This window comes from Nostoc sp. C96 (assembly GCF_059384975.1).
Genome location: NZ_CM182020.1, coordinates 2,273,780 through 2,297,035 on the forward strand (window position 1 = coordinate 2,273,780; position 23,256 = coordinate 2,297,035).

Genomic DNA, 23,256 nt, shown 5'->3' on the forward strand with positions numbered 1-23,256 from the left:
CACCCATAGAAATATCCGTAAAAATTATGAAACTCCAGATAGCCAGCCTTGTTGCTCTACTAGTTTATACAGGGTTAACCGAAAAAGCCTTTGGGCTGAATCAGCAAGACCTAGAACAGTTAAAAACATCTGGGGCTTGTCCTCGGTGTGATTTAAGTGGTATTGACCTAACTCAATCTAATTTGGCTGGTGCAAACTTGCGCGGAGCGAACTTAAAGGGAGCAAATTTATCTCAAGCGAATCTCTCAAATGCAGATTTGACTGGCGCAAATCTCGAAGGTGCAGTGCTAAAATCTGCCAATCTTGCAGCTGCATCTTTCACAGGTACAAATTTAACATCAGCTTCCTTAGAAAATTCTGATTTGTCTTTTACAGGTTTTATCGGAGCTAATTTGACGGCGGCAAATTTATTAGGTGCTAAGTTATACGTAACTAATTTTCGTGGAGCTAACTTCCGACTGACTACCTTACCTGTTGGGAATGTGACTTCTGATAAACCCTACTGGTGGTCATCAGAACGTATAATTCCCAAACAATGTAACAAATTTAAAGCCGAAAATACACGCGGTACAACTTGTTATACACAATCAGAGGAAGTAGAGAGTCAGAAGTAGGGAGTTGGGAATAGGGAGTTGGGAAAAATAAGTCACCGTAAGACTTTCTCTACTGGAAGAGTTATGCAAAATCTCTATTAAAACCTGTTTTTTGTGTTCCCTGTTCCCCTTCCTACACAAATAATTTTCGCAATCTGGTTTAATGGCGAGAAACACCAATCACTAATCCAGAACATTTTCTTCATAAACACTTCTTTATCATGGGAACAAAGCTCGTAATTGAAATTGATTGATGCTATCCCATATTAAAGACATTGCCACAAAACTAGCGCCCCGGTTAGTTGAAATTCGCCGTCATCTTCACTCTCACCCAGAACTCAGTGGTCAAGAGTACCAAACCGCTGCTTTTGTGGCTGGAGTTTTGTCTTCTAGTGGTCTGCATGTGCAAGAAGGTGTAGGGAAAACTGGTGTGATTGGGGAAGTGCAGGGTACGAATAATGATCATCGTTTATTAGCTATTCGGACGGATATGGATGCTTTACCCATCCAAGAACGTACAGATTTAGAATATGCTTCGCGTACAGATGGCGTAATGCACGCTTGTGGTCATGATGTCCACACTACTGTTGGCTTAGGTACGGCAATGGTATTGTCCCAAATTGCTGATGAGTTGGGCGGTAAGGTAAGATTTTTATTTCAAGCAGCCGAGGAAATTGCCCAAGGAGCGCACTGGATGGTGCAAGATCAGGCAATGGAGAATGTTTCTGCTATTTTAGGAGTTCATGTTTTTCCTTCCATCCCCGCAGGTTCAATTGGGATACGTTATGGGGCGTTGACAGCGGCGGCTGATGATTTAGAAATTACGATTATTGGTGAGTCTGGACACGGCGCGCGTCCCCATGAAGCAATCGACGCGATTTGGATTGCTTCTCAAGTTATTAGTGCTTTGCAACAAGCCATCAGCCGGACTCAAAATCCTTTGCGTCCAGTAGTGTTGAGTATCGGGAAAATTCAGGGCGGTAGAGCGCCAAATGTGATTGCTGATCAAGTGCAGTTGTGGGGAACCGTGCGATCGCTTCATCCCGAAACTCGCGCCTGTCTCCCCCATTGGATTGAAAATATTGTGGCAAATGTCTGTCACGCTTACGGCGCAAAGTATCAAGTTAATTACCGTCAAGGTGTCCCCAGCGTCCAAAATGATTATTCTTTAACACAGTTGTTGCAATCAGCCGCAGAAGAAGCATGGAGTAGCGATCGCGTGCAAGTTTTACCTGAACCTTCTCTTGGTGCAGAAGATTTTTCAGTTTATTTAGACCATGCTCCTGGTTCAATGTTTCGCTTGGGTGTAGGTTACAAAGATAGAATGATCAATCATCCATTACACCATCCCGAATTTGAAGTCGATGAGTCAGCAATTTTAACGGGAGTTGTAACTATGGCTTATGCTGCCTATAAATATTGGCTGTAAAGTTAAACCTCGAAAAACTTGGTTTTCATTATTGATTTTGAGTAACAATTATTTCTCATCTCAACTTAAAAGTTACTCAAAATCTCTTATCTGGGAATAACAGGATTATTTTCGCAGTATATTTAACTAATAATAGGAATTTTAAGGAAAAATACTCAATTTATCTCAATTTATTATCCTTATTTAGGAGATAAATCTAACTATAGCCAGGTGTTTATACCAATTCGTAATTCGTAATTAAGAAAGTTAGATATGGCATGGTTTTCGGGGTTTAAATGTGTTGCCTCATTTTAGAGAATTTGTATTATATCTCTTTTGATATATTGACTTCTCAATTTTTATCGCAATTTATCTTGCATGTTCTTACGAAAGGTTATAAATTATTAGTTTATAGGGGAAAAATAAAATTGTAGTGACAAAAATAAAATTTTCATACGTAATTCTACTGAAAAACCTTTTAGCTTAAATAGGTTACAAGATATATTTTGATTGATATAACTGGTTCTAGGCAGCAAACAGAACATTAATTAATCTACAAATATATTTTTTCTAACTATTTTCAGTAGTAATTTATTGGTGATGTGGAAAATTTATAAATACAATTTATCGAAAGCATAATTAACGGTGAGATTGCTTTAAAACTGTTAATTAAAATCAGAAATACTTGCTTTAAGAAGATACTATTTCTGCTTTTATATAAATTCTCTTTGTTATGATGAGGATGGCAGAAAATTAGACAATAAGGCGCATTTACCACGAACATACACCCTGCATGGAGTTTTTTAGGCAATGCAAATAGAGAATTTATTAACAGATGAAATTACAGAAAAAGCAGCATGGGAAGCGCTAGAAAAATCGATTCTCTACTATCAGGGGCGACCGATTGGCACAGTTGCCGCTTATGATAATTCTGTAGAAGCACTCAATTATGACCAGTGTTTTATTCGAGATTTTGTCTCCTCAGCCTTAATTTTTCTCGCTAAAGGTAGAACAGATATTGTTCGCAATTTTTTGGAAGAAACTTTAAAGTTACAACCAAAAGATAGACAATTAGATGCCTATAAACCAGGCAGAGGTTTAATTCCAGCCAGCTTCAAAGTTGTAGTAGAAAATGGCCAAGAATATTTAGAAGCAGATTTTGGTGAACATGCGATCGCCAGAGTCACGCCTGTAGATTCTTGTCTGTGGTGGATTATTTTGTTACGTGCTTATGTCGTAGCTACAAAAGATTTTTCCGTAGCCTATCAACCAGAATTTCAAAATGGCATTCGGTTGATTATGGAAATTTGTTTGGCAAATCGTTTTGATATGTATCCAACACTGTTAGTTCCCGATGGTGCTTGTATGATTGACCGTCGTATGGGTATATATGGTCATCCTCTAGAAATCCAAGTTTTATTTTACACAGCACTACGGGCAGCGCGGGAATTACTAATTTGTAAAGGCAATCAAGATATTGTGATGGCGATTGATAATCGTTTACCACTTTTATGCGCCCATATCCGACAGCATTATTGGATAGATATTAATCGCTTAAATGCCATTTATCGCTTCAAAAGTGAAGAATATGGCAAAGCAGCGGTTAATCTATTTAACATTTATGTAGATTCTATTCCCTATTATGAATTAGATAAATGGCTACCCCGTAAAGGCGGTTATTTAGCAGGCAATGTTGGGCCATCACAGCTGGATACTCGCTTTTTTGCCTTGGGTAATTTAATGGCGATTATTTCTGATTTAGCCACTGAAGAACAGTCACAAGCAATTATGACTCTCATTGATGACAGATGGGACGATTTAGTGGGAGATATGCCGATGAAAATCTGTTTCCCGGCTTTAGAACATGAAGAGTACAGAATTGTTACCGGATGTGACCCCAAAAATATACCTTGGTCTTATCATAATGCTGGTAGCTGGCCTGTTTTGATGTGGATGTTGACAGCAGCAGCTATTAAAACTGGTAAAGTAAATTTGGCCAGAAAGGCAATTGAAATTGCCGAGGCACGGATTGGTGAAGATGAATGGCCTGAATATTACGATGGTAAGAAAGGCAGATTAATTGGTAAACAAGCTAGGAAGTATCAAACCTGGACAATTGCTGGTTTCTTATTAGCTAAAGAATTAATCAAAGATGATTCTCATTTACCACTAGTTAGCTTTGATAAACTACCACCAGAGTTAGTTTCTAGAGCCTGTGAGTTGGAAATTGGCAGTGTAGACCCTTATAGCTCTTGATACTTGTTATGAGGTAAAGGCGATTATACTACTAATTAAGTAAGATAATTGTTCATAATTAACAATAGTTGAAAAGCCCTTGATAGATAATTAGGGGCTTTTTTATTTTCTATTTTTTAACAGTCACAGCTTAAAGTAGATATCATATAAGAAAAGGTAAAAGCAGTGGGTTGAGCTTTTAATCATAAATACTTAGTGAAATATTGCTAGACAGCAAATTTAGCAATCTACTCATCATCCGCAAGTATTAAAACATTAGATAAAACTTTTTTCTAGTTAAATTGTATTGTTTACTACTAAGTTCCAGAAAAACTGGAGGTTTTTGTAATGCCAAAAGAAGAATTAGTAATAGCTGATCATATTGAAAAGCAAGCATGGCAATTATTAGAAGAAACAATTATTTACTACCAAGGTCATCCTGTAGGTACTATAGCTGCTAACGATAAATCTCAATCTGCATTGAATTACGACCATTGCTTTATCCGTGATTTTGCTTCTTCCGCCTTCTTATTTCTGATTAAAGGTAGATATGATATTGTCCGTAATTTTTTGGTAGAAACATTAAAATTACAGCCGAAAGCACAACTATTAGATGCTTATACACCCAGTCGCGGGTTAATTCCAGCCAGCTTCAAAGTTGTATCAAATGATAACAAAGAATATTTAGAAGCGGATTTTGGTGAACATGCGATCGCCAGAGTTACACCAGTTGATTCTTGTCTTTGGTGGATTATTATTTTACACGCTTATGTGAAAGCGACAAAAGATTTAAAGTTTGCCTTACAACCAGAGTTTCAGCAAGGAATTGCCTTAATTATGGAACTCTGTTTAGCAACTCGGTTTGATATGTCGCCAACACTATTAGTACCAGATGGTGCTTGTATGATTCACCGTCGCCTGGGTATTTATGGTTATCCTTTAGAAATTCAAGTTTTATTTTATGCAGCCTTACGTGCAGCGCGTCAGTTATTAATTTGTGCTGGGGATGAAGAGATTGTGATTGGGATTGATAAACGTTTACCTCTGTTGCAAAATCACATTCGTCATCATTATTGGATAGATATTCAGCGTTTAAATTTAATTTATCGATATAAAGGTGAAGAATATGGGCAAACTGCAACTAATTTATTCAATATCTATCCTGACTCAATTCCTTATGCTGATTTAGCAGTTTGGCTACCTAAACATGGTGGTTATTTAGCAGGTAATGTCGGCCCTTCCCAATTAGATACGCGTTTCTTTTCTTTGGGAAACTTGATGGCAATTATGTCTTCTCTGGCTAGTGAACAGCAATCGCAAGCTATTATGAATCTCATTGAAGCACAATGGGATGATTTAATTGGCACAATGCCGATGAAAATTTGTTTCCCAGCCTTAGAAAAAGAAGAATACAGAATTTTTACTGGCTGTGATCCCAAAAATATTCCTTGGTCTCATCATAATGCTGGAAATTGGCCGGTTTTATTATGGTTTTTAACAGCAGCGGCACAAAAAACAGGCAGAATAGATATTGCCAGAACTGCAATTGAATTAGCGCAAAGCCGTATTTATGAAGACCAATGGCCAGAATATTATGATGGTGCAAAGGGAATGTTAATTGGTAGGGCTGCTAGAAGGTATCAAACCTGGACAATTACTGGTTATTTGTTAGCTAAAGAACTGATGCGTAATCCTAATTATTTAGAATTATACAGTTTTGCAGAATTTGATGGCGAAAATGCTTCGCAAGCTTGTGATTTGTGATTTTTGACGCTTAAATCAGGTTATTATCTACAGCCGTGATGTAGCTAGGATTTAGAAACTGCCATCAATCGCGCTCTACACTTTCTTTAAAGCAAAGTCATTGGGGTAGCAAGTTGCTGGGCAGGATGATGAAGAATGTAAAACACTTATCTGCGCATAAAAAGAAGTCATCACCTGGGCAATTAAGCTTACCTTGGAATCAGTGCCAGGTATTGGAAAGTCCCCAAGTGCAAGATGTTGCAGAAAAATTTATTCTTGCTAATTGCTACAAGCCCTGAAAATCTGCTATCTTTGATTCTAGTTACTTTTGTCCCCCATCCTGGTGTACCGTTTCGTTCGAGCGACACTCGCAGCATTTTTGATTTGGTGTATTAAAGAGTAATTAAGAGTACAGATAAGAGTATCATCCCGGTATCCGTATCGTATCCGACGTTAGGGGAGGGGTGGAAAAAGGAAAAAGTACGTAGCTGCTTAGGTGTTCGTTCATTCAACTTAACTTCAGGGATTGCCTTGAAGAAGCAAGGATAACTGTATTTTATATACGGATGTCCATTGTTTGTCACATTTTGCTGTTGCAATTTGTGATTTAGAGTTGTATGCACGAATGCCCGGTTAAACAAAGCAGCATAAAATTAAGCTTTTAGCTACCGGAATTGTTGCAAACGCTCTCTTCAAGGCAGCCTCCTAGATTCAAACCAAGGAGGTATAAAAAGTGCAAAGTTCCGTGAGTATCAGCAATACCAATAAGACCGCATTCAATGTGGATGCCCCAAGCTGTCTTGAGTCTGGGGCTTTTGTGTTTGCGGTTCCTATTCACAGAAAAAAGCCCGGAATTTTCCAGGCCATCAATTAAACTCACTTTCATGATAAAGCAATGTCAATAGAGAAACATAAATTTCCTCAATCGTCCAAAAAACGTAGAGGTTCACTGCTTTGGTGGTTTCGTAAGAAATGCAGATTTTGGCAGCCAATTGCAACTGCGATCGCAGCAATCTTTTCCTTGCTGCTAACACTGCTCAAGCTTTGGCAACATTTCCATTCTTAATTGTGCTTTACGCACATAATTAAACTAACTTATGGTGGGCAATGCCCACCTTTTTTGTAAGGCTTATATATAGCAAAGCTCTTAGTATGATGTTACGCTCTCTTCATCCTCTTAGAGGAAAAAGGAGCGATCGCCCTCAGCACTTTTCTCTGGCAGCATCAGATTTTAATCAATTACCTGCCTTCTCATTGACTTAATTTGACTACGCTTAGTTTTACTGTCAAGACGTTTTTTTTGAGAACTACGAGTTGGTTTGGTGGGTTTGCGGATTTCGGGCAGTACGACTGCGCTGAGTATAAGTTGCTTGAGTCGTTGCAAAGCTTCTTCCCGATTTTGTTCTTGGCTGCGGTACTCTTGAGCTTTGATGACAACAACCCCATCCTGGGTTATGCGTCGGTCGTTGAGTTTGAGAAGTTGCTGTTTATAGAAAGCGGGTAGTGATGAAGTTTCAATGTCAAAGCGTAAATGTATAGCTGTAGCAACCTTGTTGACGTTTTGACCCCCTGCTCCTTGAGAACGAATCGCGCTAATTTCGAGTTCGTTATCGGGGATGATGATTTTATTCTTAATTTGCAGCATAACTTAACTATACGCCCGAAGCCGCAAAGAAAGCAGGGCAGTTAAACGTTGCATGTCTACTGTATTTCTGGAATTCGTAATTTAGGCGGTGTAGTCCTTATTAGTAAAGCAACTTAATAAATAACTTCTATAAATAACTAGGGGAAAATTACCCCAACAAAAGCCCAGTCATCCCGACTGGGTTTTTGCTCTAAGGCGATGTTTGCGGAACTCATTGGTTTATTCAGGTTGAGTTTCTTCAAACTCTGGATTATCCGAAGAGACTACACTATCACCTTGCACGGTTTTCAATGCTGATTCCAGACAATAACCAGCTTCCCGAAGATAATACCCAGCCGCCCCCAAGTCTTCAAACAGGTTGTCAAATTCCGGATGCGTTTGCGGAAAAATCTTGCTGAGGCGTGAGCCAATTCGCTCCAGTTCTTCTTTGATAGCAATTAGGGATTGAGTATCATAGTCCATACTTACCCGCCATAAATATCTTTTAATACCGCATCTAGCCCCGCATTTAAATCTTGCAGTGCTGCATCCACACTGTCATAACTTTCTTTTCCCTCCCACAGCATTCCACCGCAATCGAGTGCGCGGATAAAGGAATTGAGAGGACTATCTACGTCATAACCAATTTCAATCCAACCTTCATGTTCATTTACCCAACGATCAATATTTGGGTACGTTTTTTCAAATGAAACTTTCATATTTTTCTCTAGAACTAATCACCCCAATCTGTTGGTATCAAAATCTGGGCAGAAATGTACACAGATTTCTCACTTATGAGAAATCCAGGATTAAGGGTGGTCATTCTACTTGTGTGTACCATGCTGATAGAATAATACAGCCCTGCCAAGTCAAGGGGGGTAGATGAAAACTTATGACTAACCCCCGCCAAATAGCTTTTATCGCCTTACGAGATGTTCACAAAGGGGCTTATGCTGATGTCGCCCTAGATAGAGTGTTGCGAAAATTTAAATTGCCAGATAGCGATCGCCGTCTAGCGACAGAATTAGTTTATGGCAGTGTCCGCAGACTACGCACTCTTGATGCTTTAATTGACCAACTCGCCACGAAAAAATCTCACCAACAACCACCAGAACTGCGTACCATCCTGCATCTCGGTTTTTACCAACTGCGCTACCAAGAACGCATTCCCCCTTCAGCGGCGGTGAATACGACTGTGGAACTCGCTAAGGAAAATGGTTTTTCAGGACTCACAGGTTTTGTGAATGGTTTGTTACGCCAGTACCTCCGCCTGAAGGAAAAATCGCCTGAACCTTTGCAGTTACCAGATAACCCCGTTGAACGCTTGGGAATTTTGCATAGTTTCCCCAACTGGTTAATTCAGGTTTGGTTAGACCAAATTGGTGTTGCAGAAACCGAAAAACTCTGTGAATGGATGAACCAAACACCAACAATTGACCTCCGCATTAATCCCTTACGCACTAATCTAGAACAAGTAGAAACAGCCTTAGCATCGGCGGGAATTTTAGCTAACAGAATTCCCCATTTACCCCAAGCCTTACGGTTAACTAGCAGTACCGGAGGAATACAAAATCTACCTGGATTTGCTGAAGGTTGGTGGGTTGTCCAAGACGCAAGCGCCCAACTGGTGAGTCATTTACTCAATCCTCAACCGGGAAATGTGGTGATTGATACCTGTGCAGCGCCTGGGGGAAAAACAACTCACATTGCAGAATTGATGCAGGATCAAGGTAAAATTTGGGCGTGCGATCGCACTCCTTCACGATTGCGAAAACTCCAAGAAAATGCGCGACGGCTAAATTTGCACTCAATTGAAATTTGCACTAGCGACAGTCGCAACTTGCCGCAATTTTACAATATTGGCGATCGCGTGTTGTTAGATGCACCATGTTCTGGTTTAGGAACCTTACATCGTCATGCTGATGCACGTTGGCGACAAACACCAGAATCTATTCAAGAACTTTCACTGCTGCAAAAGCAATTACTGTCACATACATCAAATTTTGTCAAAAATGGTGGTGTACTTGTTTATGCCACCTGTACACTGCATCTAGCAGAAAATGAAGCGGTAATTTCGGGATTTTTGGCGGAGAATCCTGAATGGCAAATTGAGCCTCCCGCAGTTGGTTCACCCTACTCTGTTTATTCCACACCTCAAGGCTGGCTGAAAGTTTGGCCTCACCGTTGGGATATGGACGGCTTTTTTATGGTGCGCTTAAGAAAAACTAATGATTCCGGGTGATCACTACCAGGGATTGTACGATTTGATTGAAGCCCCAATCTACCACAGGAGGCAGCAATGGTTACTGATTCTAATGTAAAGAACTTAGTTAAAATCTTGATTGGAGCCGCTTGGATTGATGGGATAATTCAGCCAGAGGAACGACAGTATCTCCGCGAAATTGCACAAGCAAAAGGTTTGGCTACCGATCCAGAAATCAAGCCTTGGCTGTACGAATTAGTACCCGTGCAACCAAAGGAATGTTATGCCTGGGTGAAAGAATATTTAGGCGATCGCCCTAGCCTAGAAGATTGCGAAAGTCTCATTGAAGCTATTAGTGGCTTAATTTATAGCGATGGAGAAGTCGCCACCGAAGAAGCCAGACTTTTAACACAACTTCAGGGTTTAGCCGAACAAGAATCAGCCCAACAACCAGTTCATAATGCGTTGCTTAAACAAATTCAAAAGCTTTATCGGCGTTGGGTCGAAGTTCAAAATTAACACTGTAAGTCTATAGTCAAGAGTCCATAGTCAAAGGTCAAAAGTCTCGATTTCCAATTCTAAAACTTTGACCCTTCCGGTGACGCTCCTGCGTCGTTAAAGCTACGCGGATAAGTCGGGAAACCCGACAACAGCACTAACTCACCATTGACCGTTGACTGTTGACTATTGACTTATTATGCTTTTGGTTCACCTACACCCGGAGTTTCTTCTTTGTCTACTTTAGGTACAAAGTCGGGACGATCTTTACTTTCCCAACCAACTGGGCGTTTGGAATTGTACCAAGCAATAGAACCAATGGTGACAGCAGCAATAAAGCCAACTACATACACCAATGTAAAAGCAAAGGGAAAATTACCTCCGCCTGTAGCGACTGAATCTGCTGCTTGCATTAATATAAGCATGAGTATATGTTCCTTTTTTACGCAACACTACTTAAGACACTATAAAACTAGAGTATCACTTACATCCTCCCCAAGTTGGAAATAATTGGTCTTACAGTAGGCATAAAGTAATGGAGACCTTGATATATCAAGGTCTCCACAAAACTTATCTATAAAAAAATTATTTTTATCTGCACCTACACTTTCAGCAAAAATCTTCAGGGGAACTATTGCAGACATCTTGGCTATAAGTGCAGAAATCTCGTACTTAGGTATGAAATAACACAGTTAATAATGGTAAAAATGCTAGGAGGAATCCTGAAGAAGATTGCCAGTTCATATTGAGCGCAGGTTCTGGTGGCGCGAGTAAAGCATCGATTCTTTGTTCGAGGCGATCGCCTACACTACTATCCAAAGCTGCACAACAAACCTCAGATTCTGGTAAGACAGAAGTTTGACTCACAACCAACACGAGTGATTCTGCTAACAGTAACGGATCTACTTGAGATACAGCGTAACTATCTGCACGGAGTTCTCTCAACACCAGTAATTCTTGCCATAATTCATCAGTATGAGGTAAGTAAGCAGTACAAGAACGCACCCAACCCAGCCAGAAAAACCAAAATGTATCCCGGTAATAATGATGTCCTTGCTCATGTGCTAAGACACTTTCTACATGAGCAGGTGAAAGAGTTTGTAGCAATCCTTGACTAACTACTAGTTCTGGTTGCCAAAAACCAATTTGACCAGCGAACAATGCTGGTGTATTCAGTAATCTGACTAATTTACCATCAAGATTGACTAAGGGAGAATTGCGGGCAGATTCTACAGACTGCCAACCTTGTAAAGTGAGTTTAATGCCCAAAAAGGCAAAATAACCTAGGGTGATAAATGCTAAGTCATAGCTCAACCAGCCTGTATAGGCTCCACCCATTTTACCTTGAGGCCCCATAAACAGCACAGAGATTGCTGTCATGAATAGCAACAAAGGCGGAAACAGAAAGATAAATAGAGCTTTCCGCCACCGCACATTCCAATTACCTGGAGTATTCACCCAAGAGCATCTCAATATCCAAGAGACTGTCACAGCAGTCAAAATCATGATTAGGTGCATTGTTGTTCCTCCCTGGCTTGACGTGCAGCTTGAATGCGCTTGGCGATCGCTTCTATTTGCTGACTCGCAGTTTCATCCAGACTATCGGCAAAAGCAGCGATCACATCGGGATTACCCACTGCTAAAAATCGTTGTAATTGATCATGAGCTTTAATGACTTGAGCTTGTTGCTTACTTAGCAATGGTCGCCAATAAAAGGCTCTTCCTTGTTTATCGCAAGCCAGCCAACCTTTTTCTGTGAGGCGACGCAGCACCGTGGTGACAGAAGTATAAGCTAATTCTCGGTTAGGATCAGCCAAAATGCGATCGTGTACATCTTTAACTGTTGCGGAACCAAGTTCCCAGACAATATTTAAAATTTCTGCCTCTAAAGGGCCTACAGACAGTTGTTTTGGGCGGTAATCGGGTAAAGGTGCCATGTCGATTTTAGATCCTAGAGTTGAGAGTGGCAGATTTAACGCAAAATTCCCCTCTTGAGAAACCAAGGTAGAGTTATTATAATCGCTTGCTCTTTACATCTCTGATTCCATTAAATCAATCAAGCGATCGCACCTCTACAAATACCATCGCAAATCTTCATAATCATTAGTCCTTCACTACCACTCAAAGGATCTGCAATTATGTTTGCCTTAGTCTCTGATGACAAAGTTCAATTACCTGCTGGTTCTGTGGTGCGCCTACCTGCTACTTGGCAAGAGTATCAGCGCCTCTGTGAACAACGGGGAGATGGCTCAATTCCCCGCATTAAATATCGTGATGGAGAAGTATTACTGATGTCACCTTTGCCTGTACATGGACGAGATGCCAATTTAGTAGCAGATATTGTGAAGGCTTTGTTAGATCACGATGGCAAGGAATATGATGCGTTTACCCCTGTGACGATGACTCTACCGGAAGAAAGCGGTATTGAGCCTGACTATTGTTTTTACATTGATAATTGGCAAGCTGTTTCAGGTAAAAAGCGAATTGACTGGAGACAAGATCCACCGCCTGACTTGGTAATTGAAATTGATGTCACTAGTTATTCTGATGCTCAAGATTATCTTCCATATAGCGTTCCTGAAATCTGGTTATTCAAAAAACAGCAGTTATTGATTTACCAATTGCAGGGAACCAATTACCAACTGCAAACCCAGAGTCGCTATTTTCCAGAATTTGATTTGCACAGCGCCATCGCTCAGTGTGTGCAAATTGCTTATCAACGTAACACCAGTGCTGCTATTCGCCACCTTAAACAACAGTTAAGTAACAGTTAAAGTTAAGGCTATTTGCCCTCATTGACCAACATCTTGCCATAACCTCTAGAAATTCCTATTGCTTAAATTGTCATTATGGCTATTAACACAAATTAGAATGTATCTCGACAATAATATTTAGAGCAGGTGTATCCAGCGCGTGAAGTTATTCGTATACCACACTCCGGAATTAACTCCTAAAGATGAAATTCCAGACTGCGCGATCGCAGTCGATGTCTTGCGAGCCACTAGCACAATCGCCACAGTCTTAGCGGCTGGAGGCGAAGCAGTACAAGTCTTCAGCGATTTAGACAATCTCATAGAAGTTAGCGAACAATGGCCAGCAGAAAAACGTTTAAGAGCCGGAGAACGTGGCGGAGCCAAAGTTACTGGCTTTGAACTCGGTAACTCTCCCCTAGACTGTACACCAGAGCTAGTGCATGGTCGTCGCCTGTTTATTAGTACTACTAATGGTACTCGTGCTTTACAACGCATACAAAACTCTCCGGCTGTACTAGCAGCAGCCTTGATCAACCGAGGTGCAATAGTAAAATATCTTTTAGCAAAACAGCCAGAAACAGTCTGGATTGTTGGTTCTGGTTGGGAAGGGAGTTTTGCCTTAGAAGACACAGTTTGTGCTGGTGCGATCGCTCATAGTATCGGCGAAAAATCTCAGGTGTCACCCGATGAACTAGCGGGTAATGATGAATTGATTGGTGCGATCGCACTTTACACTCAGTGGCAAGATAATTTATTGGGATTATTTCATCATGCTAGTCACGGCAAACGATTATTACGCCTGGAATGCTATGAAGACCTGAAATATTGTTCCCAAACTGATATTTTGGATGTTTTGCCAATACAACAAGAAATAGGAGTTTTAAAAAGCCAAAATTAAGCTTTACTCATAATTCATACATCATTCAAACATTCTCAAGTTTTTTCTTCTTGTTGTCTTAGCTTTTTTTGCAATTTCTCAGAGTTTAATGCACCAAATTTAACTTTGTTGGTCTATATGGAAGTTTAATCTTTACGCAACGCTTGTTTTATTTGCATTCATGAATGATTAAAAATATCCCCAGTATTCATACTGGGGATATTTTTAATCATTTATTTTAATATAAAACTACCTAACTATAAAATAAAATTAACTAACCTTTTTCATACATAAATTCACGACTAAAAGAAAACAGCCGCCACAGATAGTTTCAGCTAGAACAGATTCAATGAAAAGGGCTTTTTCTCAATTAATCCTTGGTTTTGTGCTTATTTATTTATTTTATGGCTGGTTTTATCAATCTAAATCAAACTTGCCACCATAGTGATTTACATCATTATGCTAATTTAAAAAATATCTGGCTTTGACCTCATATTTGGCTGATGGTTGACTTGAGTGGTAATATTCTCAATGAGAAATTTAGCACTTGAACTAAATACCAGGGACAACAGAAAACTCGGAACCTTGAAAACAATGTTTAAAAAGTTATGAAGAGGCAATATGCTTCAACTCATACCGAGGCTAATCAAACTCTTCATTGTTTCTGAGGATAGCTCATTCAAGTAAAGTTTTACTTTTTTAGCTATTTTTGGGTAAATCAACCCTTCTTTGCACAATTGCGTACAAGCACCAATTTTATAGACAGATATCGGTCTGAATAAATAAAAATTTCTGTAGTTTTAGCCAATACAACCAGATTTATAGCATGAATAAAAAATGGGCGGTCAAGCGAATAACCATCAACCTGGCATTAAACGAAGCCAAAAATTTGGAAAAGTATTGTGATCAGACAGGAAGGCCAGCAACAGATGTGATTAGGGAACTGATTCGAGGATTAGCTACTACGAGGTCTGAGTAGTAGCAACACTTGGTTTGTGTTTGCTCCCCATTGCATTGAGGATTTCCTCGACCTTAAATTTTCGGAGTTGTCTGGAAAATTTAAGTCACAGATAACCCCCGAATGAGTTCTTCAATTACATTTGTGACTGCTTGGCCAGTTTGCTCACAATATTTTTCTAAGTTTTGAGCTTCATCGGGAGTCAAGTCCACAGTAATTTGCTTGAATACTTCTTTTTTACTGGAGTTTGTCAAACCAGGAAATCCAAGGGCAGCTGTTTTATCCATAATTTTTTATTTGTATGGAGTTTCCTACATATTGCCAATGCGGAAACATCTTTACCAGTGAAAATCAAGATTTTAAGCTCAAAGTTAAGCTTTTTACTGATCTTTTTGATGAAGAAATTGACTTAAGCAACGTAAAAATAACCCTTTGGACATCCACGCATAATTTTTGAGTGGAACAACATTTTAAAAGCAGATGGGTCTCATCAGGCATTGAAATTATTTTATCGTCAAGTTATCTGCTATCTTTCTCAATAGCAGAAGTACAGTCAAGATCCTACAAAGATATGGGAGTGTACAACGCGAATCATGCCTAATGAATTCTTAATTGATACAAAATCAGTAAGTATTAACCCTGATATAGTAGGGATGAAGACGGATAAGAGTAGTTGCGTAAATCAACCTCAATCAGGGGTTCATGGTGATTGCTCAACTCAAAAAATGATTCATCCTCATACTTTCGCTAAAACCCGAAAGCTTTTAGATCAGGCAATAGTATCCGCTTGGCACGCAGTCAAGTCAGATCGCCGACCACCAACTTTAACCCCTACGCGTTGGGTATGGCGACTGGCTGGTTTTTACCATTTGTGCCATTCTACTCCACAACTAATGGAAGAAGCGCGATCGCGCTTTGCTTTGGCAAATCGTCAGACCTTGGCACAGTGGGCTGCACAAAAAGCGCAAGAAGAAGCTGGTCACGACATACTCGCTCTGTGGGATATTCGCTCAATGGGTTACAGAGCCGAATCCGTGGTAGAAGTGCTTTTCCCTCCGGCTGCTAAGACTTTAGTGGATTGTTTTACTCGATGTGTACAAGACTCAGACCCAATTGATTGCGTAGGCTATTCTTATACAGCAGAACGTTTAGGTACATGTATAGGAGAAGCTTATATTCACAAGGTAGAAGCATTGCTACCGCCAGGTATTAACGCCACCCGTTGCCTACGCATACACAGCGCTATTAGTCCTACTGAGGTAAATCACGTTCAGGAAACTGTGACGATGATTGCCGGATTGACACCCCAAGAGCGCGATCGCGTGGCACAAGCCTGTTACCAAGCTGCATTATTGCGTTTTAGTCCTCCCCAAGAAGCTTATATCTCAGATGAAGAGATTGAAAATCTATTAAAACCACTAATACTGGCATAACTTACTCGCCAATAGTCCAGCTTAAGTGGTGTAAAAAAGCTTTAACAATATAAAATCCAGTGCAATTATCAAAGAGAAGATCATGAAAGCCGCAACATCAATAGTTACGACCACTTCTGATGATTCTGTTATTAAGCAGCAGTCTTCGACTTTAAATAATTCTGCTAGTAATCTCAGTCAAAATAGTTTAGAGATATTAGAAGACCCAGACTTTGAGTTAGAAAGAATCATGTTCGAGGAATTCGCTCATGGATTGCCAAGTGACATTCCTATGGCTGATTGGTAGTTTTCGTCTATTTTGATATTCTTTGCAGGTGGAAATTACCATGTTCACCTATAAAAGTGGATGAAATAAAATTAGCTGTGAATGCTGGACAAGATTGTTTTATCTAAGCAATTGCTCCTAATCTTTTGAGAGTAGCAGTAGTTGCAGCTGTTAAACCTGTGACTCCTCTAATATTCATCCCGTGATAAAATTTCTGAGCTTTCAAAATTTTTAAACAATTGCTCGTGTTGATATCCCAAAGTCGTATTGTCTCATCAGCACCACTGCTGGCTAAAGTTTGATTATCTGGGCTAAAGGCGAGCGACCATATCCAAGCTGAATGTCCATATAGTGTTCTTTGACATTCACCTGATTCAACATCCCATAACTTAACTGTGTAATCGGGACTGCTAGTAGCTAAAACCTGACCATCTCGACTAAAGATAACTACTTTGACAAGACCATTTTCACAAACCATGAAAGTTTGGAGACAAACACCTGTACTAACATTCCATAACCGAACTGTGCCATCATAACTCGCACTTGCCAATAGTTCACCATTGGGACTAAAAGCGATTGACCATACCCAATTTGTATGTCCCTCTAAAGTTCGTTTGCACTCACCAGTGTTGACATCCCATATCTTGACTGTTTGATCCCAAGCACCACTGGCCATCAGCATTCCTTGAGGGCTGAAGACAACTGACTGGACAGCAGCACTATGTCCTTGAAGAGTTTGCAAGACTTGACCAGTATTGACATCCCACAGCCGCACTTTTTGGTCGTTGCTACCACTTGCCAACATCTGACCATCCAAACTAAAGGCAACCGACCAGACTACAGCAGGGTGTCTCAATACAGTTTGCAAGGGTTGACCAGTATTGACATCCCACAACCGCACTGTTTGATCATCACTACCACTAGCTAAAATCTGACCACTAGGACAAAAGGCAACTGATCGAACAGTCGCAAAATGTCCTTGGAGAGTTTGCAAAACTTGACCAGTATTTTCATTCCACAGCCTGACTATTTGATCATCACTACCACTCGCCAACATTTGACCATCGGGACTGTAAGCAACTGACAGAAATTGACTGGTATAGCCGCTGAGAGTTTTAAGACATTGACCAGTACTAACATCCCATAACTTCATCATTTGGTCGTCACTCCCGCTGGCCAAAAGGTCTCCTTGGGGACTAAAAACCACAGAAAATACTAAAGTTGAATGTCCTTGAAGGGTTCTCAGGCATTGACCAGTATGAAAATCCCATAATTTCACTGTGTGGTCTAAGCTACCACTAGCGATGAGAGTGCCTTGAGGATTAATAGCAACTGACCAAACGGCAGCAAGATGCCCTTGTAGAGTTTTAATACATTCACCAGTGTTAATGTCCCATAACTTCACTGTCTGGTCATCACTGCTACTAGCTATTGTCTGTCCATCAGGACTGATAGTCAGTGAACGTATGCCATCACTATGTCCCCGTAAAATTTTGAGACATTCACCAGTGTTAATATCCCACAATCTAATCATGTCGTCATCACTGCCACTCACTAGGATTTGACCATCCAGAGTGAAAACTGCACAGACTATCCAACTTGTATGTCCGTAGAAAGTTTTGAGGCATTCCCCAGTGCTAACACTCCATAATTTCATTGTGCGGTCATTACTACCACTTACTAGTTTGTTAGCATCTGGGCTAAAGGCAACTGTCCACACTTCGTGTTTGTGTTCTTGTAAAGTTTGAAGGCATTGACCAGTATTTGCATTCCATAACTTCACAGTGTGGTCGCTACTACTGCTTGCCAAAATACTACCATCAGGACTAAAGGCAAGTGATGGCACCCAGTTAGTGTGACCTTGAAAGGCAAGAACTTGCTTCCCATCTGCAACTTGATATAAACGAATCTCGCCATTAGTATCGCCCATTGCCAAAAGTTTGCCATTGGGGCTAAAGACTATTGACAAAACGCCCCCAAAAGTTTCAGCAAAGACAGATTTGGTTAAATCAGCGTTTTGAAAATTAACATTGTGCAGTTTGATATTCCGCAAGTCTGCTTGCCAAACTGTCAATTGCGAGAAATCATAGCCTGTTAAATCTATTTGTAATTGACACAACAAATTGAGAATATTTCCACCTGTATAACCAGGTTCTTGGGGTGATTCTGCTCTGAGCTTGACTAAAAGTTTAGTTAATTGGTTTTCAATACCTTTTTTGCTTCTTAATACAGTCAGCAAACCATCAATCACGGGGTTGAGAATAAGGCGAATTTGAGTTTCTCTGATGTAATCTTTAGCATTTGCCTTCATCAGAGCATGGCATCTCAAAAGCTGAATATTCTCAGTAATAATTTCTTCGTAGGCTCGCTCTATTAATACCTGAGTCACATATTCCATAACTACAGGTTGTATGGTGAAAGTTGCTGTGCTTTTTTCTACTAGCGATCGCCTGACTAAAGATTCTAAAGCTTCTAGAGATTTCTGTGGTGGCACTGGCGATAAAATATCCTCTCGCAAGTCTGATAGCGTCACTGGTTCACAATTAATTGCTAACCAGTACATGATTTCTTTTTCTAAATCTGATAAGCGCTCAAACTGCTGGTCTAAAATATCACGAATATCACCGAAAACAACTGTATTTTGTTGTAAAAACTCAGTTACATTCCCAGCAAACACATCTTCAATAGTTGTTGCCACTATTTTTAAAGCCAATGGATTACCGCCATAGGATTCAATCATGGCTTTCCATTCATCTTCGGCGGCTGATAACCCTTTGACTTTTAAAATTTCTTGGCCTTCCACTACCTTCAAGCCACTTAATTGTAAGGAGCGAACGGGTGATGCTTCTCCTTCCAATAATGCGACTTCTTGAGGTTTTTCCCGGCTAGTTAATATTAAACAACTTTGGTGAGTGGCTTCTCCTAAACGCCTGAACAAATCACCATAACCTTCATATCCTTCTCGATATTTTCCGGCTCGACTGCCATAACGTAAAATGGATTCTGCATTATCCAGAATCAACAGACAGCGGTGATTGCGGAGATAATCAATCAACCGTGATATGCGATCGCTTAAACTTTCTGGTAAGTTAGCTTCTGTTTCTTGCTCGTCAGAGAGAAATTGCAGTAGTTGAGTGATTATAGCTTTCACTGGTGGAGCTTCGCGGAGTGATCGCCAAATTACATACTCAAAGTCTTCTTGAATCTGTTGCGCCAGCTTTACAGAAAGAGCAGTTTTACCAATACCGCCCATGCCTAACAATGCCACGAATTGGCAACGCTCATTCAGAATCCATTGTTCTAGTGTGAGCAGTTCTTCTTTACGTCCATAAAAAACTGGTAAAAAAGTAACATCTCCCCAATCTAGACGATTATTTGCACTTAAATAATCACTTTCGTTTATTTGTAAATTAAAAACTAAAAAAAGTTTTTCTAGAGTCTTTTTATCGACTCCTCCTTCTCGATTTATTACTTTTGAGATTGTACTGGGATGTAACCCAGAAAGTGAGCTAATGTCTTCAAGTGTGTAGCTATTGCCAAAATTTTCCTTTGCTTCTGACTTACGTTTTGCATCCTGAAGTTTTTGCAAACCCCTAGTAGTAAGTGAAACACCACGCTTGCGTCTCCAATTCTGTAATACCATGTATTAAAACTGTATTAATTATCGCCTAGCCCTGATATTCTTGGCTTTTTTAGAGAAGAATGTAGTAATTCCAATTTATTCACAAAATATATAGTTCAGCATTTTAGTTCCAGCAAGTTTTATGATGTTCAATAAAACGGTCTAAGCTGCAAATATGACTAAATTATGCTGAATTTTTCAAAAAATACTGCAATAGTTATAGTTTACTGGAAATGATATTACACACAGGAGTAGGGGTATTAAACGTAATTGCGGCTGTATCTTAGCATATACTACGACAATACTCACCCTGAGAATATATAACCATCCTTTTTATGATGTTTCTTTCTTGCCCATTACGTTGAACGATAGGCAACGCGGAGACTTTGAATCAAGATTATCAAAGAAGCGATCGCCATCAATCCACCCCACAACCAATAAGGCAAAAGTAAATATCTTTGCATCTGGGCTGTATCTGATAGCCCTAAAGAACCAGCACTATAACTAAATAAATAATTGAGTTGGTGGTATGTACTTACGCAAGCTTGTACACCCAAAAATTGAATAGCAAAACCCTGCATCCAACGGGGTGCTTTTAAAGCCATACCAACGATGATTAAACCTAATAAAGGAACTGCCAACAAGCCAAACCAAGAACGCACCCAAATTAATGTAGAAAGCAGCAAAAAACCGCCTAAAATTTTTAAACTCAAAGATGCTGCTTTAAAACTGCGGGAAGCTAAAATCAACGCGGCACCAGCAATTGGCGGCCCCATTGGCCCGGCGGCGGCGACTAAACCGGGGCCAATAGGGCCAAGTGAAGTGGCGATGCGGTAAGTAGCTACACCGGAACCATTGCTAAAAATTTCTAACTTTTGAAACTGTCCGCCTAATACCAGCGCCATCAAACCGTGTCCCATTTCGTGAAACCAAGTTGCCAGGATAGTGAACGGGTATAAAATATAATCGCCGCCGGGAAGTTGCCATAATACAGCTGTGGCGATCGCTGCTGCGACTAACCAATTTAGTCCCATACGTTCTACTTCTGGTGGGGCTTCTGCCGAGAGCAAGGTTTCAAAATATTTTCTTGGTTCCTGCATGACGCACTTTCCTGAATGTAATTACCCCAATGGGTGGAGTGTATTTTCATCCATCCTAATCTAAGGAGGCAGGAAGCAGGAGGCAGAATCATTCTTTCCCTGTCCCCTGTTTCCTTTTTTTAAGTTAGTTGAAAGATAAATGTTACCAAATCACCTTTACCGAGGCTGATGCGATCGCCTGGGCGGAGGCGGTGTCTGTTCCCTGGTAATAATGGCAAGTTGTTAATATAAGTGCCATTGGAACTACCGACATCTTCTACATAGTAAGCATCTCCCTCAACGCGAATATCTGCGTGTATCCGAGAGACAATTTCCGAATTACTAAATCCTGAAACATCGATATCAGGAGGAATACGGTCATTTGGCTTGCCAATGTGAATTACCGAGAGACTTTGGGGTAATTCAATTTCGCGATCGCTTTGAATATGCACCACTCGCGCGGTGACTTGTTGTAATTGAGTTCTCGAAACGCCTGCGGGAGCCGCTGGTGCGGGAGCAGTTTCTGGCTCTGGTTCTGGTGCGGGTGCAGGTTCCGGTTCAGGCAGTGGGCTAGGAATGGCGGCCTCAACAGCTACAGGTTCAGGAGCGATAGTAGGTAGTGGAGGTGGGGGTGTGCTTTCGGCTGCTACAGCTGTTGGTGGTACAGCTACAGGCTGGTTAATTCCCAAAGCATCTGGTTGTAATAGATCTAATAATGGATCTGGAGTAACTAATGGTGGTGCTTGTACAGGAATTTCGGGAGCAACTGTAGCAGCAACAGGAGCCGGTGCAGCAGCGGAGTGCAGATTAAAGCCACATTGACCGCAGAAAGCAGCATCAGCCTGTACCGTTGCTCCGCAGTTGGGACAGTTACTAGTCGCTGGTAAAGGCGTATAGCAAGCTTCACACTGGACAGCGCCGTTGGGATTGGGATGATTGCAATTCGGGCAGACGATCATTGATTTTAGCCTTTGTTGAAGATCAGCGTTAAATAGCACTGGCAAGCAGAAAAAACTCCGTAGATGCTTCTGCTTCTACCAATCGGCAGTTTTGCAAGAGGGCGATTCTAGCTTTCGATTTTAACAACTACTCTTGAGGAAATTAAAAGTAGAAAGGCAAAAGTAAAAAGAATAGAGTCTTTTACCTTTTTACTTTTACCTTTTGACTTTAATTTGGCAATTCCGCCCCAGCGGCTGCATCTAGTAACCACCAAAGTTCCCCTTGCGGACGAATTAAGCGAGATGGGTAGCTAAAGTCATCGGCTTCTGGTGCAAAGACTTTAGCTAAAGCAGGTCGTTTATTAGCGCCAGCAACTACAAAAATCACGCTGCGGGCGGCGTTGATCAAGGGGTAAGTAAAGGTGATGCGGGGATTCCCGTCTTTGTTACCCACAGTAATCAAGCGATCGCTCACTTTTAGTGCTTCGGTGTGGGGAAACAAAGATGCAGTATGGGCATCATCACCCATACCCAGCAGAATTACATCTAATGAGGGAAACTCACCGGGAGCAGAATGAAAAAACTCTTGTAAATCCTGCTCATGCTTGGCAGCAGATAAGGCTGGATCAGCGTCTAAAGTTGGCATAGCGTGAATATTGGCGGCGGGAATATCAACCCGATCTAGCCATGCACGCCGCGCCATTAATTCATTGCTATCGGGGTGATCTGGGGGAACGTAGCGCTCATCTCCCCAAAAAACGTGAATTTTATCCCAAGGCAAATCTTGAGCAGCGATCGCTTCATATAAAGGCTTAGGTGTACTCCCACCAGATAAGGCAATCGTAAATTGCCCCCGTTGTGCAATGGCAGTTTCCAACTTCGATAAGATTAATTCCAGCGATCGCGCTACCAGCGCAGACTGATCTGATAGAATTTCTACCTGTTTATTCATGGCTTTATGATTACATAGCCGGCTTCCAGCAATACGATACCGAACTTCTGATCATCCCTCCTTTTAACTTTTGAA

24 protein-coding genes are annotated in these 23,256 nt (G+C 40.7%); 12 read left to right on the plus strand and 12 right to left on the minus strand.

Annotated elements, in window-relative coordinates; all coding sequences use genetic code 11:
- The first annotated feature begins 26 nt into the window (after nt 1–26).
- The 5 genes from AC504W_RS09855 to AC504W_RS09875 all read left to right on the plus strand — a co-directional run bounded on the left by AC504W_RS09855 (nt 27) and on the right by AC504W_RS09875 (nt 6,375).
- Complete coding sequence (locus tag AC504W_RS09855; protein WP_494877580.1) at nt 27–614, plus strand: pentapeptide repeat-containing protein; 588 nt, start codon at nt 27–29, stop codon at nt 612–614.
- A gap of 232 nt (nt 615–846) precedes the next feature.
- On the plus strand, nt 847–2,022 hold the full coding sequence (locus AC504W_RS09860; protein ID WP_494877581.1) for a M20 family metallopeptidase: 1,176 nt from the start codon (nt 847–849) through the stop codon (nt 2,020–2,022).
- Between the two features lie 789 nt (nt 2,023–2,811).
- A complete protein-coding gene (locus AC504W_RS09865; RefSeq protein WP_494877582.1) occupies nt 2,812–4,257 on the plus strand; it encodes a glycoside hydrolase 100 family protein in 1,446 nt (481 codons plus the stop codon).
- A gap of 327 nt (nt 4,258–4,584) precedes the next feature.
- A complete protein-coding gene (locus AC504W_RS09870) occupies nt 4,585–6,000 on the plus strand; it encodes a glycoside hydrolase 100 family protein (protein ID WP_494877583.1) in 1,416 nt (471 codons plus the stop codon).
- Nucleotides 6,001–6,234: 234 nt separating this feature from the next.
- On the plus strand, nt 6,235–6,375 hold the full coding sequence (locus tag AC504W_RS09875; RefSeq protein ID WP_494877584.1) for a hypothetical protein: 141 nt from the start codon (nt 6,235–6,237) through the stop codon (nt 6,373–6,375).
- A gap of 470 nt (nt 6,376–6,845) precedes the next feature.
- Here AC504W_RS09875 and AC504W_RS09880 read toward each other — a convergent pair whose 3' ends face one another.
- The 4 genes from AC504W_RS09880 to AC504W_RS09895 all read right to left on the minus strand — a co-directional run bounded on the left by AC504W_RS09880 (nt 6,846) and on the right by AC504W_RS09895 (nt 8,322).
- On the minus strand, nt 6,846–7,013 hold the full coding sequence (locus AC504W_RS09880) for a hypothetical protein (RefSeq protein ID WP_494877585.1): 168 nt from the start codon (nt 7,011–7,013) through the stop codon (nt 6,846–6,848).
- A gap of 197 nt (nt 7,014–7,210) precedes the next feature.
- A complete protein-coding gene (gene arfB / locus AC504W_RS09885; RefSeq protein WP_494877586.1) occupies nt 7,211–7,624 on the minus strand; it encodes an alternative ribosome rescue aminoacyl-tRNA hydrolase ArfB in 414 nt (137 codons plus the stop codon).
- Between the two features lie 219 nt (nt 7,625–7,843).
- Nucleotides 7,844–8,086 carry a hypothetical protein gene (locus AC504W_RS09890; protein WP_494877587.1) on the minus strand — a complete coding sequence of 81 codons (243 nt, stop codon included), beginning with the start codon at nt 8,084–8,086 and terminating at the stop codon, nt 7,844–7,846.
- 2 nt (nt 8,087–8,088) lie between these two features.
- Nucleotides 8,089–8,322 carry a hypothetical protein gene (locus tag AC504W_RS09895; RefSeq protein ID WP_494877588.1) on the minus strand — a complete coding sequence of 78 codons (234 nt, stop codon included), beginning with the start codon at nt 8,320–8,322 and terminating at the stop codon, nt 8,089–8,091.
- 173 nt (nt 8,323–8,495) lie between these two features.
- On the opposite strand from AC504W_RS09895, the gene AC504W_RS09900 reads away from it, so the two are divergent.
- Nucleotides 8,496–9,845, plus strand: coding sequence for a 16S rRNA (cytosine(967)-C(5))-methyltransferase (locus tag AC504W_RS09900; protein ID WP_494877589.1), 1,350 nt, complete (start codon nt 8,496–8,498; stop codon nt 9,843–9,845).
- Nucleotides 9,846–9,902: 57 nt separating this feature from the next.
- Nucleotides 9,903–10,325, plus strand: a complete 423-nt coding sequence (locus tag AC504W_RS09905) for a tellurite resistance TerB family protein (protein WP_494877590.1) — start codon at nt 9,903–9,905, stop codon at nt 10,323–10,325.
- Between the two features lie 176 nt (nt 10,326–10,501).
- Here AC504W_RS09905 and psb35 read toward each other — a convergent pair whose 3' ends face one another.
- From psb35 to AC504W_RS09920, 3 genes are all read right to left on the minus strand, one after another.
- Nucleotides 10,502–10,729: a photosystem II assembly protein Psb35 gene (gene psb35, locus AC504W_RS09910; protein ID WP_096575653.1), complete on the minus strand. Its 228-nt coding sequence runs from the start codon at nt 10,727–10,729 to the stop codon at nt 10,502–10,504.
- Between the two features lie 247 nt (nt 10,730–10,976).
- A complete protein-coding gene (locus AC504W_RS09915) occupies nt 10,977–11,822 on the minus strand; it encodes a M56 family metallopeptidase (RefSeq protein ID WP_494877591.1) in 846 nt (281 codons plus the stop codon).
- Nucleotides 11,813–12,241, minus strand: a complete 429-nt coding sequence (locus AC504W_RS09920; protein WP_494877592.1) for a BlaI/MecI/CopY family transcriptional regulator — start codon at nt 12,239–12,241, stop codon at nt 11,813–11,815. Before AC504W_RS09920 ends, AC504W_RS09915 begins: the two co-directional genes overlap by 10 nt.
- A gap of 201 nt (nt 12,242–12,442) precedes the next feature.
- On the opposite strand from AC504W_RS09920, the gene AC504W_RS09925 reads away from it, so the two are divergent.
- The 3 genes from AC504W_RS09925 (at nt 12,443) to AC504W_RS09935 (ending at nt 14,913) form a co-directional block, all read left to right on the plus strand.
- Nucleotides 12,443–13,078, plus strand: coding sequence for a Uma2 family endonuclease (locus AC504W_RS09925; RefSeq protein WP_494877593.1), 636 nt, complete (start codon nt 12,443–12,445; stop codon nt 13,076–13,078).
- A gap of 139 nt (nt 13,079–13,217) precedes the next feature.
- Nucleotides 13,218–13,955 (plus strand): 2-phosphosulfolactate phosphatase family protein, encoded by a 738-nt coding sequence (locus AC504W_RS09930; RefSeq protein WP_096575645.1) that lies wholly within the window; start codon nt 13,218–13,220, stop codon nt 13,953–13,955.
- Nucleotides 13,956–14,760: 805 nt separating this feature from the next.
- Nucleotides 14,761–14,913: a ribbon-helix-helix domain-containing protein gene (locus AC504W_RS09935; protein ID WP_062289322.1), complete on the plus strand. Its 153-nt coding sequence runs from the start codon at nt 14,761–14,763 to the stop codon at nt 14,911–14,913.
- A gap of 80 nt (nt 14,914–14,993) precedes the next feature.
- Here the strand turns inward: AC504W_RS09935 and AC504W_RS09940 are convergent, their stop codons facing one another.
- Nucleotides 14,994–15,179, minus strand: a complete 186-nt coding sequence (locus tag AC504W_RS09940; RefSeq protein ID WP_096575643.1) for a CopG family transcriptional regulator — start codon at nt 15,177–15,179, stop codon at nt 14,994–14,996.
- A gap of 306 nt (nt 15,180–15,485) precedes the next feature.
- Between AC504W_RS09940 and AC504W_RS09945 the strand changes: the two genes are divergently transcribed.
- Nucleotides 15,486–16,325 carry a hypothetical protein gene (locus tag AC504W_RS09945; RefSeq protein WP_494877594.1) on the plus strand — a complete coding sequence of 280 codons (840 nt, stop codon included), beginning with the start codon at nt 15,486–15,488 and terminating at the stop codon, nt 16,323–16,325.
- An 82-nt stretch (nt 16,326–16,407) separates the two neighbouring features.
- Complete coding sequence (locus AC504W_RS09950) at nt 16,408–16,611, plus strand: hypothetical protein (protein WP_494877595.1); 204 nt, start codon at nt 16,408–16,410, stop codon at nt 16,609–16,611.
- Between the two features lie 103 nt (nt 16,612–16,714).
- On the opposite strand, the gene AC504W_RS09955 is transcribed toward AC504W_RS09950, so the two are convergent.
- The 4 genes from AC504W_RS09955 to pgl form a co-directional block, all read right to left on the minus strand.
- The gene (locus AC504W_RS09955) at nt 16,715–20,233 is read right to left on the minus strand and encodes a WD40 domain-containing protein (protein WP_494877596.1); all 3,519 of its coding nucleotides are present in this window, start codon (nt 20,231–20,233) and stop codon (nt 16,715–16,717) included.
- Between the two features lie 335 nt (nt 20,234–20,568).
- A complete protein-coding gene (locus tag AC504W_RS09960; RefSeq protein WP_494877597.1) occupies nt 20,569–21,312 on the minus strand; it encodes a M50 family metallopeptidase in 744 nt (247 codons plus the stop codon).
- Nucleotides 21,313–21,431: 119 nt separating this feature from the next.
- Complete coding sequence (locus tag AC504W_RS09965) at nt 21,432–22,250, minus strand: double zinc ribbon and FHA domain-containing protein (protein WP_494877598.1); 819 nt, start codon at nt 22,248–22,250, stop codon at nt 21,432–21,434.
- Nucleotides 22,251–22,458: 208 nt separating this feature from the next.
- On the minus strand, nt 22,459–23,181 hold the full coding sequence (pgl, locus tag AC504W_RS09970; protein WP_494877599.1) for a 6-phosphogluconolactonase: 723 nt from the start codon (nt 23,179–23,181) through the stop codon (nt 22,459–22,461).
- Between the last annotated feature and the right edge of the window lie 75 nt (nt 23,182–23,256).

What these genes read in the sequence shown, in the direction of transcription:
- AC504W_RS09870 (WP_494877583.1), top strand. Translation starts at nt 4,585, where the DNA reads ATGCCAAAAGAAGAATTAGTAATAGCTGATCATATTGAAAAGCAAGCA.
- AC504W_RS09940 (WP_096575643.1), bottom strand. Translation starts at nt 15,179, where the DNA reads ATGGATAAAACAGCTGCCCTTGGATTTCCTGGTTTGACAAACTCCAGT.
- psb35 (WP_096575653.1), bottom strand. Translation starts at nt 10,729, where the DNA reads ATGCTTATATTAATGCAAGCAGCAGATTCAGTCGCTACAGGCGGAGGT.
- AC504W_RS09935 (WP_062289322.1), top strand. Translation starts at nt 14,761, where the DNA reads ATGAATAAAAAATGGGCGGTCAAGCGAATAACCATCAACCTGGCATTA.
- AC504W_RS09860 (WP_494877581.1), top strand. Translation starts at nt 847, where the DNA reads ATGCTATCCCATATTAAAGACATTGCCACAAAACTAGCGCCCCGGTTA.
- AC504W_RS09920 (WP_494877592.1), bottom strand. Translation starts at nt 12,241, where the DNA reads ATGGCACCTTTACCCGATTACCGCCCAAAACAACTGTCTGTAGGCCCT.
- AC504W_RS09875 (WP_494877584.1), top strand. Translation starts at nt 6,235, where the DNA reads ATGTTGCAGAAAAATTTATTCTTGCTAATTGCTACAAGCCCTGAAAAT.
- AC504W_RS09890 (WP_494877587.1), bottom strand. Translation starts at nt 8,086, where the DNA reads ATGGACTATGATACTCAATCCCTAATTGCTATCAAAGAAGAACTGGAG.
- AC504W_RS09900 (WP_494877589.1), top strand. Translation starts at nt 8,496, where the DNA reads ATGACTAACCCCCGCCAAATAGCTTTTATCGCCTTACGAGATGTTCAC.
- AC504W_RS09915 (WP_494877591.1), bottom strand. Translation starts at nt 11,822, where the DNA reads ATGCACCTAATCATGATTTTGACTGCTGTGACAGTCTCTTGGATATTG.
- AC504W_RS09945 (WP_494877594.1), top strand. Translation starts at nt 15,486, where the DNA reads ATGCCTAATGAATTCTTAATTGATACAAAATCAGTAAGTATTAACCCT.
- AC504W_RS09905 (WP_494877590.1), top strand. Translation starts at nt 9,903, where the DNA reads ATGGTTACTGATTCTAATGTAAAGAACTTAGTTAAAATCTTGATTGGA.
- AC504W_RS09865 (WP_494877582.1), top strand. Translation starts at nt 2,812, where the DNA reads ATGCAAATAGAGAATTTATTAACAGATGAAATTACAGAAAAAGCAGCA.
- AC504W_RS09950 (WP_494877595.1), top strand. Translation starts at nt 16,408, where the DNA reads ATGAAAGCCGCAACATCAATAGTTACGACCACTTCTGATGATTCTGTT.
- arfB (WP_494877586.1), bottom strand. Translation starts at nt 7,624, where the DNA reads ATGCTGCAAATTAAGAATAAAATCATCATCCCCGATAACGAACTCGAA.
- AC504W_RS09965 (WP_494877598.1), bottom strand. Translation starts at nt 22,250, where the DNA reads ATGATCGTCTGCCCGAATTGCAATCATCCCAATCCCAACGGCGCTGTC.
- AC504W_RS09925 (WP_494877593.1), top strand. Translation starts at nt 12,443, where the DNA reads ATGTTTGCCTTAGTCTCTGATGACAAAGTTCAATTACCTGCTGGTTCT.
- AC504W_RS09960 (WP_494877597.1), bottom strand. Translation starts at nt 21,312, where the DNA reads ATGCAGGAACCAAGAAAATATTTTGAAACCTTGCTCTCGGCAGAAGCC.
- AC504W_RS09855 (WP_494877580.1), top strand. Translation starts at nt 27, where the DNA reads ATGAAACTCCAGATAGCCAGCCTTGTTGCTCTACTAGTTTATACAGGG.
- pgl (WP_494877599.1), bottom strand. Translation starts at nt 23,181, where the DNA reads ATGAATAAACAGGTAGAAATTCTATCAGATCAGTCTGCGCTGGTAGCG.
- AC504W_RS09895 (WP_494877588.1), bottom strand. Translation starts at nt 8,322, where the DNA reads ATGAAAGTTTCATTTGAAAAAACGTACCCAAATATTGATCGTTGGGTA.
- AC504W_RS09955 (WP_494877596.1), bottom strand. Translation starts at nt 20,233, where the DNA reads ATGGTATTACAGAATTGGAGACGCAAGCGTGGTGTTTCACTTACTACT.